Below are 9,567 nucleotides of genomic sequence, written 5' to 3' on the forward strand. Positions count from 1 at the left end.
GACAAAGAGCCTAAATTATTAGTTACTTGGTTATAAAATTGGTGAAAGCAATCTAGAGAAGTATTGCTTAAACTTGCGCCATTTAGATTGTTTATCAAAGTATTCATTGGTCATCAAGGTTGACTTCTTAAGGTCTTCCTCAAAGATGGCCTTTAATTTTGCCGTTAATTCTGGACTGTAGTTGAAGGCATTAACTTCGAAGTTCAAACTGTAACTACGGAAGTCTTGATTGGCGGAACCAACTGAGGAAATATTAGAACCGCTGACGATAGTTTTCGCATGGATAAAGCCATTATCGTACTTGTAAACTTTAACACCGTTAGCCGTTAAGTATTTAGCATAATATTCTGTTGCACGATATACGAAGCGTGATCAGCCATATCGGGAACCATAATTCTGACATCAACACCACTTTTAGCAGCGATAACCAAGGCTTCTAAAACAGGAGGTTCAGGGATTAAATATGGTGTTTGAATATAAACGTATTTTCTCGCACCAGCATGATTCCTTCGTAACCACGACGAATAGCAAATTCTTGGCTGTCGGGACCTGAAGAAACAATTTGCATGGCAACCTGTGATTCATTAGTTGCAGGCTTTAATTTGAAATCTTTTAGCCAGTCTACTTCATATTCAGGTAAGTGTGATTTACGGCTAGAAGTGTTCCAATCCATTGCGAAACGAACTTCCATCATGATTGGTGCTTGGCCAACAACGCGCATGTGTGTGTCGCGCCAATGACCGAATTTTTTAGATTTATCAACGTATTGATCACCAATGTTGAAACCACCAATGTAGCCAATTTCATGATCGATGATGACTAATTTACGGTGTAAGTGGTAATTGAGTCGGGGAGTGGTAAACCAATATTTCTTTGAAGTAGAAATGAATGGTTGAGCTTGACCACCTAGTTCACGTAATTTATCGAAAAATGCGGGCTTAGTGCCGTGGGAGCCGCTAGCATCGTAGATTACCCGCACCTTTACGCCACGCTTAGCAGCATCTTCTAAAGCTTTTAAAACGCGATTGCCTAATTCATCATCATAGAAAGTGTAAAATTCGACGTCGACCAATTTTTTAGCCTGATTTATGTTTTCAATGATGTTGTCGAACAATTTTGGTCCATCAATAAAAAGTTCAACGTCATTGTTAAAGGTTAAAATTGAATCATTATTAGTTAGATTCAATTCCGTAAGCATTCTGGCTCGTGGCTTGCGATCTTCCGATGGTAATAAATCATGCTTTTTGAGCAATTCATGTTGTTTGCTTAAAAATTGCTCACGAGTTTTTTGTTGCTCTGTTTGAATTGCAAAAATTTCGTCGTGTGATAATTGTCTTCCTAAAAATAGATAAATAATAAAACCTACATAAGGAAAGACGGTTAATACAAGCAGCCATGCCCAAGTTGAGGCAATGTCGCGTCTAGAGCGAAAAACCGTCCAAACAGCGAAACCAATATTGATTAGCCACAAAACTTCAATAATGCGGCGGATAATATCCCATGTCCAAATCATTTAAATCATCCTTATTACAATAAAATATAACTTTTATATATTTTATCAAAAACTATACAAAAATACACTGAGCATTATAACAGGATACATTGAGCTAAAAAAGTATCAAATCAGTCAAAATAATGACAGATTTGGTATTTTTTTATTTGAAATGCTTTGATTAAGATACAATCATAATGAATTAAACTTCACAGAGGTGGTAATTATGAAGCAAAATGAGCAAAAAAGAAATTAAAATCAGAGGAATTATTTCTGGAATACTTTTTGCATTATTAAGTTTAGGCTTTGATTATTTAAGTAAACATACGATTTCAACTTTTTCACTAGTTATGAATATTTTTGAAGGAATAGCATTCGCGTTTTTCATGGTATGGTTTATGAATGGGTTTAGTAAAAAGAAAGACTCAAAAGAAAACATGGGTAAAATTGTCCTGAGATTATAAAAAAGACCATCTAGCTGCGAATATTCGCAACCGGATGGTCTTTAAATTTTTTATAGAAAATTGTTTAATTATCTTTCTTTTCCATAATTGGCTTGTAGAATAAATCAATTACCACAGCAGCAATAATTGCTACGATCACAGTAATAAGCAAGTTTTGCCAAGAAATTTGTGTCATAGCCCAGCCGCAAAGGGCAAGGATGAAGGTTAACAATACATCGCAAATTTGCACAGTACCAACAAGCTTGGATGGGTGATCTTGCCAGAAGTATTTACGGGTTCTGGTAATAAGAACAATAAGCATTGCGCTAAGTACCAAGTAAACGTAAACCATAGTAGAAATACTGCCATGACTCCAGCCGTGAAGGTTGAGGTAAGCGACGAAGCACATACCTAAAATAGTCCAACCAGCTGCAAGTGAGAAGGCAATCTTAGCAAGTTTAGCCATATCCCAGTTTTCAGGCTTATAAGTAATGTGAGTGCGGTCAGTACCAATCATCATTGTAACCATGTTGTTCATGATTGTGTAAATAACCATCGCATTCAAAGCCATTGGAATGTAATTGAAGAATAAGTAGCCGAATGTCAAAAGCATCGTTAATTCAGCGGTTCTTGCAAGCTTAGTCAATGACCAAGTTGTCATTCTTTGGTAAACACGGTGACCAGCATCTAAAATCTTAACGATTGAGGTCAAACCGTCTTCAAGAAGAACCATCTTACTTGAACGCTTGGCTACGTCCGCAGCGTTTGAAACAGCAATACCAACTTCAGCTTGCTTCAAAGCAGGTGAGTCGTTAACGCCGTCACCGGTCATCCCTACGATGTAGCCTTTTTCTTGGAAGAATTTAACCATCTTAAGTTTATCTTCAGGCAAAACATCGGCTATACCAGCTAATTTTTCAATGTTAGTATTTTCATCAAAATCATGAATTGAGATAACATTGCCGACTAAATCAACTTCTTTAGCAACGGCAGCGGCAGTTCTTTGGTTATCACCTGTAAGCATGATAGGGCGAATGCCACGCTTCTTAAGTTCAGCTAAGGCCTTCTTAGAATCAGAACGAACTTTGTCTTTCAAAATAAAGACGCCAGCAAGCTTGTCATCAATTAACACGGCAACAGAACGGCCGGCCGCAAAGTCAACATCCTTAACTTTATCTTCGGCAGTTTTATCAATTAAAGATAATTGCTTGAATGAGCCCAACTTAACATTGTGACCGTCAGCTTCAGCCATTGAATAACCAGTGTCTGAAGTAAATGGTGTAAATTCACTGACGTTTTTGATGCTCAAGCCTTTGCTTAAAACATATTCGTCAATCGCTGTATCAATGATGCTCTTATTTCTTTGATCAGTTGCAGCGCTGGCTAATTCCAAAACTTCGTTGTCGGATAAAGTGCTGAAGTTCTTCCAGCTAGCAACAGCAGTTTTATTCTCAGTAATTGTTCCTGTTTTATCCAAAAGAATCAAGTTCAAGTTGGCAGCATCCTGAATACCTGTTAAATCGGCAGTCAAAACGCCTTCTTTACTTAAACGAGTTGCTTCAAAGGAGTTGGATAAAGCAAAAGTTGATGGCATCGCAACTGGAATAGAAGCAATAAACATCATGGCAAGGAATGGCAACATATTAATAAATGTTGTGAAGTCGCCACCTTTAATGAATGAAGCAATAATAATGACTAAAGTTAAAATACCATCTAAAAGGCAAAGGTAATAAATAATTTTAGTCAATAATTGTTGCAAGTGACCAGGTGCGGCAGATTTGTTAATCAAGTTAATAGTCTTACCAGAACGTGAATCCTTACCAGTTGCTGTAACAACGGCTAAACCGTGACCTTCCATAACCGTGGTTCCGGCGTAAGCTTCATCGTTGATATTTTTCTTAATAGCTTTTGATTCTCCAGTAATTGAACTTTCATCAAAAGACATTTTTCCGTCAACAATCTTCACATCAGCAGAAACAACGTCACCACGTTGAAGTGAGATTAAGTCGCCAACAACTAATTGCTTGGAATCAAGCTTCATCCATTTACCATCACGTTCCACAGCAACAGTTGGTGTTAATTTGTGAGAAATGCTATCAAGAACTCGTCTTGATTGTTTCTTTTTAGAAGCACCGTTCCATGCCGCAAATAAAAGCATTGCTAACACAAAGAGTGCTTGAATTCTTTTTCCTAAAACGAATTCCAAAATTAAAGCGGCTTCTAGAATCCATGCAGATAAATTCCAAAGTTTACCGGCAAATTCTTTCCAGAAATTGTATTTAGGTTCTGGAACTTCGTTTAACCCATTTTCTTTAAGGCGTTTTTCGGCTTCAGCTTGGCTCAAGCCTTGAAATTTTTCAGCCATTCTTTTCCCTCCAATTTTTGTTACCTATATAAGGTAGCACAGATATTGCTTTGAATAAAATATTAGCTTAAGATAAGTGATATTAAATATTTTTATATCATGGATAAGGGTTCTATATTTTTTATGAATTTAAAACAATTACGGTATTTTTTGACAGTTGCAGAGGAAAAACAGATTACGGCGGCCGCGAAACGATTGTTCATTGCCCAACCGCCACTTTCTTATCAATTAAAGCAATTAGAAAAAGAACTTGGAGTAAAGCTTTTTCAAAGAACAGCTCACGGGATTGAATTAACTGATGCTGGCAATGAATTGCAGGCATATGCTGAAGAAATTTTAAGCTTAGCAAAAATGGCCCAAGATCAGGTACAGAAAACAGCAAAAGGGGAATTAGGAACGATAAAAATTGGTTCCGCATCTTCATCAGTAGGTGAGCTTCCTTCCGACAAATTTACACAGTTAACTAAGTTTTATCCTGATATTACTTTTGATGTTTATGAAGAAAATACTTTTGGCGTTTTAGAAAAATTGCATAATGGCACAATTGATTTAGGAATCGTTAGAACGCCGTTTAATCGCAATGGTATTGCTAGTAAAACAATAACGAATGAGCGTATGACGGTTGTGACTACAAATAAATCTTTTTTGGAAAAAGAAGCAGTAAAGCTAAAAGATTTGGATGATCAACCATTAATTATTTATCGAAGATTTGAGGATATTTTTAATAAAAGTTTTGCGCATCAAGGAATTAAACCTTTTTATGCAGTAAAATGTGATGATTCGAGAACAGCAATTTTATGGGCGCAAAAGGGGATGGGGTTAGCACTTGTTCCAGAATCAATTGCTAATTTGTATGCTAAAAATCAATTTGTGCCTATTAAGCATGCAAGTTGGCAGACACATTTGCAATTAGTTTGGCGTAAAGAAAAAATTTCTCCATTAATGCAACGAATAATCGATTTATTTTAGGGTACAAAAAAAGAAGCTTGCAGATTGCAAGCTTCTTTTTTCTTGAATAATTCGAAAAGAATTAGTCGTTGTCGATTGAGTCTGGGAAGAATGCCAAACGTTCGCCGTCACCGAGTTCTTCTTCGATTTCAAGTAAACGGTTGTACTTTTCAACACGTTCTGAACGAGCTGGAGCACCAGTCTTAAGTTGACCACCGTTGATAGCAACAGCTAAGTCAGCGATGAAGGTGTCACCAGTTTCACCTGAACGGTGAGAAATCATAGTGTTGTAGCCGTTCTTACGTGAAAGACGGATAGTTTCAAGGGTTTCAGTAACAGTACCGATTTGGTTCAACTTGATTAATGAAGCGTTACCGGCACCTTCCTTGATAGCCTTGCGAAGCAAAGCAGGGTTAGTACAAATGAAGTCATCAAGAACGATTTGGATACGGTCCTTGTGGCTAGCAGTAAACTTAACCATACCTTCAACGTCGTTTTCGTCGTATGGGTCTTCCATAGAAATTAATTCTGGGAATTCGTCAAGCAACTTGTCGTAGTAGTTTGCCAATTCTTCATCGTCAAGAACCTTACCTTCAAGGTGGTACTTGCCGTCTTCCTTGTTGTAGAAGTATGAAGCAGCACAGTCACATGCGATAGCGATATCTTCACCTGGCTTGTAACCAGCTTGATGATTGATTCGTGCAAAGCCTTCAAAGCTTCTTCTGAGTTCTTCATGTTAGGAGCGAAACCACCTTCGTCACCTAAACCAGTTTCGTAACCCATGTCTTCAAGAACTTTCTTCAAAGTGTGGTATACGTTAACGATCTTTTCGAAACCATCACGGAATGAAGTCTTAGCAACTGGAGTGATCATGAATTCTTGAATGTCGATACCGTTGTCAGCGTGTTCACCACCGTTGATAACGTTGTGGAAAGTTTGTGGCATTTCAAGGTCAGTACCACCAAGGTAACGGTACAAAGGTTGGTGAGTATCCTTAGCAGCTGCAGCAGCAGTAGCCATAGATACACCCAAGATAGCGTTAGCACCAAGACGACCCTTGTTTGGAGTACCGTCTAATTCGATCATCTTTGCATCGATAGCAGCTTGGTCGTGTGGGTCCATACCCTTCAAAGCTTCAGCAATTTCAGTGTTAACGTTGTTAACAGCTTTTGAAACGCCCTTACCGCCAAGACGTGAATCACCATCACGTAATTCAACAGCTTCGTTTTCACCAGTTGAAGCACCTGAAGGAACTTCAGCCTTACCTACGACACCGTTTGAAAGGGTAACGAAAGCTTCAACAGTTGGGTTACCACGTGAGTCAAAAATTTCAAGTGCATGAACATTTTCAATGACTGATTTTAACATCAAAAAAAACCTCCTAAAAATATATGGTGAAATACAGGTTATATCTTTATATTTCACCATGGAAAGCGATCTGCTTTCCACTTACATCTCAAATTTTAGCCTAACTTTGTGATTCTGTAAACATATGTAAGCGCTTTACATTTTAAGTTTTGTTAAAGCGCATACTTTTTTAAATTAACTTTACAGAATAATGTATAATATAGCTTAACAAGATTATGAATTAGATATAATATAACTTATACTATCTACGTAAAGGAAATAAATATGGAAAATATTCGCTTGATTACTGATTCGAGTTCTAATGAAGTAACCGATAAAAGTAGAAATATTACTGTTGTTCCGCTTACTATTTCATTTGGCGGGAAAGATTATTACGATGATGAAAATTTAAATATTTCAGATTTTTTGGCTGCAATGGATGAAAATGATGTTGCAGGTAAGACTTCTTGTCCTAGCATCCAAGATTGGCTAAATGCCTTGGAGGGCTGCGATAAAGCAATCATTGTAACAATGACAAGTGGCATGAGCGGAACCTATTCGTCTGCGCTTCAAGCTCGTGACATGTATCTTGAAGAACATCCCTTGAGTCAAATTATTGTTGTTGATTCACGTTCTGCAGGACCAGAACTAGCAATCGTTTTACAAGGAATTGAACAATTGATAAACGAAGACATTCGTTTTGTTGATTTAGAAGAAAGAATTGCCAAAATGAGAGTTCATACGCATCTGCTTTTTGTATTGCAATCACTGCATAATCTTTCTCTAAACGGTCGTGTGTCCCCAGCTGTTGCAAAATTTGCTGGAATGCTTCATATCAATATTATTGGTACAGCAAGTAAAGATGGTAAGCTTGAACAATTATCAAAGGCAAGGGGAATGAAAAAGGCTCTTCGCGAAATCACTAAGCAAATGAAAGAAATGAAGTATGCTGGTGGCGAAGTAGTCATTGATCATTGTGAAAATGAAACTGATGCGCAAACTTTAAAGGAAAAGATTCTTGATGAATTTCCGGATGCTGATATTAAAATTCGCCCGATGCGCGGACTTTGCAGCTTTTATGCTGAACAGGGCGGACTCATGATTGGTTTTCATGAATAAAATTAATTAGAAAGTAAAAGAGATACTGTAGAAAATCTACAATATCTCTTTTTATATAGCTAAAAAAATTCGTTGGCAAATGCTAAAACAAATAATTGCCAAGCTTGTAGCCCCAATCACATCAGAAGGGTAATGGGCCTTTAAACTTAAACGAGAAATTACAACCATCATCCAAATTATTGCAATAATAATTGCGAATCCGACGCCTAAAGTTTTTCCAAACAAGGTAACTAAAATCAAAGACATTGATGTAGCTCCAAGAACGTGACCGCTTGGAAAACTGTAGCCTTCTTCAAAATCAGAAGCCAAAATCGGGCGACGACGTTTAACCATTTTTTTGAGAATAATTCCAGCTAAATCTGTAAAGCCTAAAGTTCCCAAAACCCACATCGCTGTGTAAATATGATTGTCGTTAATTAATGCACTAGCAAGCAAAACTGCCCAAACAACCATTAATTTTGGATCGTTTAAAAATGCAATAATTTGCCAGCCGAAACCGTCTCTTTTTTTAACTAATTTGTGGTGAAGCCAATGATCATATAAATTGAACCGGCGCGAGGTTTTTATTTTGAAAACCAAGAATAACAAAATAGCTAGTGAAGCTATGATTATTATCCAATTATCCATGCAAACTCAATTCCTTATTAAAACAAAAATTCACTTATTGCATGATTAATTCTAGCAGGATAAGTGAATTTTTGCTCTAACCTTGGTTAAAACTTAATAAATTTAATTTTCTTCATCAAAAGTGATCTTGTCGTTGATTGGGTAAACAGTCATTTGATCACTATCAAGATCAAGCTTGTTCATATCAACTTTGGTGATACGCTTGTTAGTATAAGTGGTGTAGTAGAATACGCCTGTATCAAGGTTAGTGCCGTCTGAGTAAATGGTATATTCAAATTGACCAGGAGCGACTTCATCTAAGCCCTTTTGTTGTTCTACTGAATGCAAAATATGGAAGTAAGTATCAACATTTTCTTCTTCAGTATCAAATTTTGGTGCGTTAAATTTGTTGAAAGCTACTCTAACAAAACGTGATTCTGAATCCATGCCACCTGGCAAGTTGTGAGAACCAAGACCACGGCTGTAGCCATTGAAATTGATTTCTTTAGAAAAAGTATTTTCTGGCATAGCTGGTGAAAGATTAGCATAGTTGTCCAAGTTGGTTAATTGCTTTGGAAATTGTGGATTGTTAGTAAGGCAACCAATAGGATTGTCGTAAACGTGCAAGCCATCAATATCTGATTCAACGGTAATTGATTTGCCAGTTTTATCAGCAATTAACCAGTGAAGAGGAGATAATTGCATCTTTTCGCTGAAATTGATGTTTACTAAGTTGATCTTTTCTAAAAGTTTTTTAGCTTCGTCAACAGTTGCGCATTGTCCTAAAACCCAAGGAATAAATTCGAAGGGACTAATATTGTCTTTTCCATCTTCTACTTCAAAAGCATGGAAGTTGTCAGGATAATTAAGACCAGCCATCCCCAAGCCTTTTTCGTTTGCTGCATCGAAGTAAAGAGGATATTCATCGGCTACTAAAGCAATTCCTACCATAGCAAAGTGCTTCTTCATATCTGGCATTTTACGGAATTTGAAGTTGTAGTTTCTAGGGGTGACAACAACTTGTTGACCAAATGAAACTTCAAGGTCAAGATTACGGCCGAAATAGTGATCTTTTGGACTAAAAATAATAGATGTACACATTTATCTGTATCTCTTTCTATGATAAACAAAAATTATAATAATAAAGAAGAGTGTACACTTTTTGTATATATCTATCTAATTGTCAGTTAGACTTTATAAAATCTTAAGAAATTAAAAAATGACCGTTCAATTGAACGGTCATTTTT

General features: G+C 36.8%; 6 protein-coding genes and 2 pseudogenes. 3 read left to right on the forward strand and 5 right to left on the reverse strand.

Annotation, left to right across the window (positions count from 1 at the left end):
• Positions 1–30: 30 nt before the first annotated feature.
• Positions 31–1,513: pseudogene (gene cls, locus JCM6256_RS10195) on the reverse strand (cardiolipin synthase).
• Between the two features lie 215 nt (positions 1,514–1,728).
• On the opposite strand from cls, the gene JCM6256_RS08605 reads away from it, so the two are divergent.
• Positions 1,729–1,956: a hypothetical protein gene (locus JCM6256_RS08605; protein ID WP_025081284.1), complete on the forward strand. Its 228-nt coding sequence runs from the start codon at positions 1,729–1,731 to the stop codon at positions 1,954–1,956.
• 64 nt (positions 1,957–2,020) lie between these two features.
• Here the strand turns inward: JCM6256_RS08605 and JCM6256_RS08610 are convergent, their stop codons facing one another.
• Positions 2,021–4,300, reverse strand: coding sequence for an HAD-IC family P-type ATPase (locus tag JCM6256_RS08610; RefSeq protein WP_025081285.1), 2,280 nt, complete (start codon positions 4,298–4,300; stop codon positions 2,021–2,023).
• Between the two features lie 123 nt (positions 4,301–4,423).
• On the opposite strand from JCM6256_RS08610, the gene JCM6256_RS08615 reads away from it, so the two are divergent.
• Entirely contained in the window at positions 4,424–5,269 is an 846-nt protein-coding gene (locus tag JCM6256_RS08615) for a LysR family transcriptional regulator (protein WP_025081286.1), read from the forward strand.
• 61 nt (positions 5,270–5,330) lie between these two features.
• Here the strand turns inward: JCM6256_RS08615 and eno are convergent.
• Positions 5,331–6,616 (reverse strand): annotated as a pseudogene (eno, locus tag JCM6256_RS10200) (phosphopyruvate hydratase).
• A 264-nt stretch (positions 6,617–6,880) separates the two neighbouring features.
• Here eno and JCM6256_RS08625 point away from each other — a divergent pair.
• The gene (locus JCM6256_RS08625) at positions 6,881–7,714 is read left to right on the forward strand and encodes a DegV family protein (protein WP_025081287.1); all 834 of its coding nucleotides are present in this window, start codon (positions 6,881–6,883) and stop codon (positions 7,712–7,714) included.
• A gap of 51 nt (positions 7,715–7,765) precedes the next feature.
• Here JCM6256_RS08625 and JCM6256_RS08630 read toward each other — a convergent pair whose 3' ends face one another.
• Positions 7,766–8,341, reverse strand: coding sequence for a phosphatase PAP2 family protein (locus tag JCM6256_RS08630; protein ID WP_025081288.1), 576 nt, complete (start codon positions 8,339–8,341; stop codon positions 7,766–7,768).
• Positions 8,342–8,443: 102 nt separating this feature from the next.
• Positions 8,444–9,421 (reverse strand): choloylglycine hydrolase, encoded by a 978-nt coding sequence (gene bsh / locus JCM6256_RS08635; RefSeq protein ID WP_025081289.1) that lies wholly within the window; start codon positions 9,419–9,421, stop codon positions 8,444–8,446.
• Positions 9,422–9,567: the final 146 nt, after the last annotated feature.

Source organism: Lactobacillus hamsteri DSM 5661 = JCM 6256 (genome assembly GCF_000615445.1).
Classification (GTDB): Bacteria; Bacillota; Bacilli; order Lactobacillales; family Lactobacillaceae; genus Lactobacillus; species Lactobacillus hamsteri.

Bases quoted from the DNA above. Each gene is read 5' to 3' on its own strand.
- JCM6256_RS08605 (WP_025081284.1), top strand. From the start codon at position 1,729: ATGAGCAAAAAAGAAATTAAAATCAGAGGAATTATTTCTGGAATACTT.
- bsh (WP_025081289.1), bottom strand. From the start codon at position 9,421: ATGTGTACATCTATTATTTTTAGTCCAAAAGATCACTATTTCGGCCGT.
- JCM6256_RS08625 (WP_025081287.1), top strand. From the start codon at position 6,881: ATGGAAAATATTCGCTTGATTACTGATTCGAGTTCTAATGAAGTAACC.
- JCM6256_RS08615 (WP_025081286.1), top strand. From the start codon at position 4,424: ATGAATTTAAAACAATTACGGTATTTTTTGACAGTTGCAGAGGAAAAA.
- JCM6256_RS08630 (WP_025081288.1), bottom strand. From the start codon at position 8,341: ATGGATAATTGGATAATAATCATAGCTTCACTAGCTATTTTGTTATTC.
- JCM6256_RS08610 (WP_025081285.1), bottom strand. From the start codon at position 4,300: ATGGCTGAAAAATTTCAAGGCTTGAGCCAAGCTGAAGCCGAAAAACGC.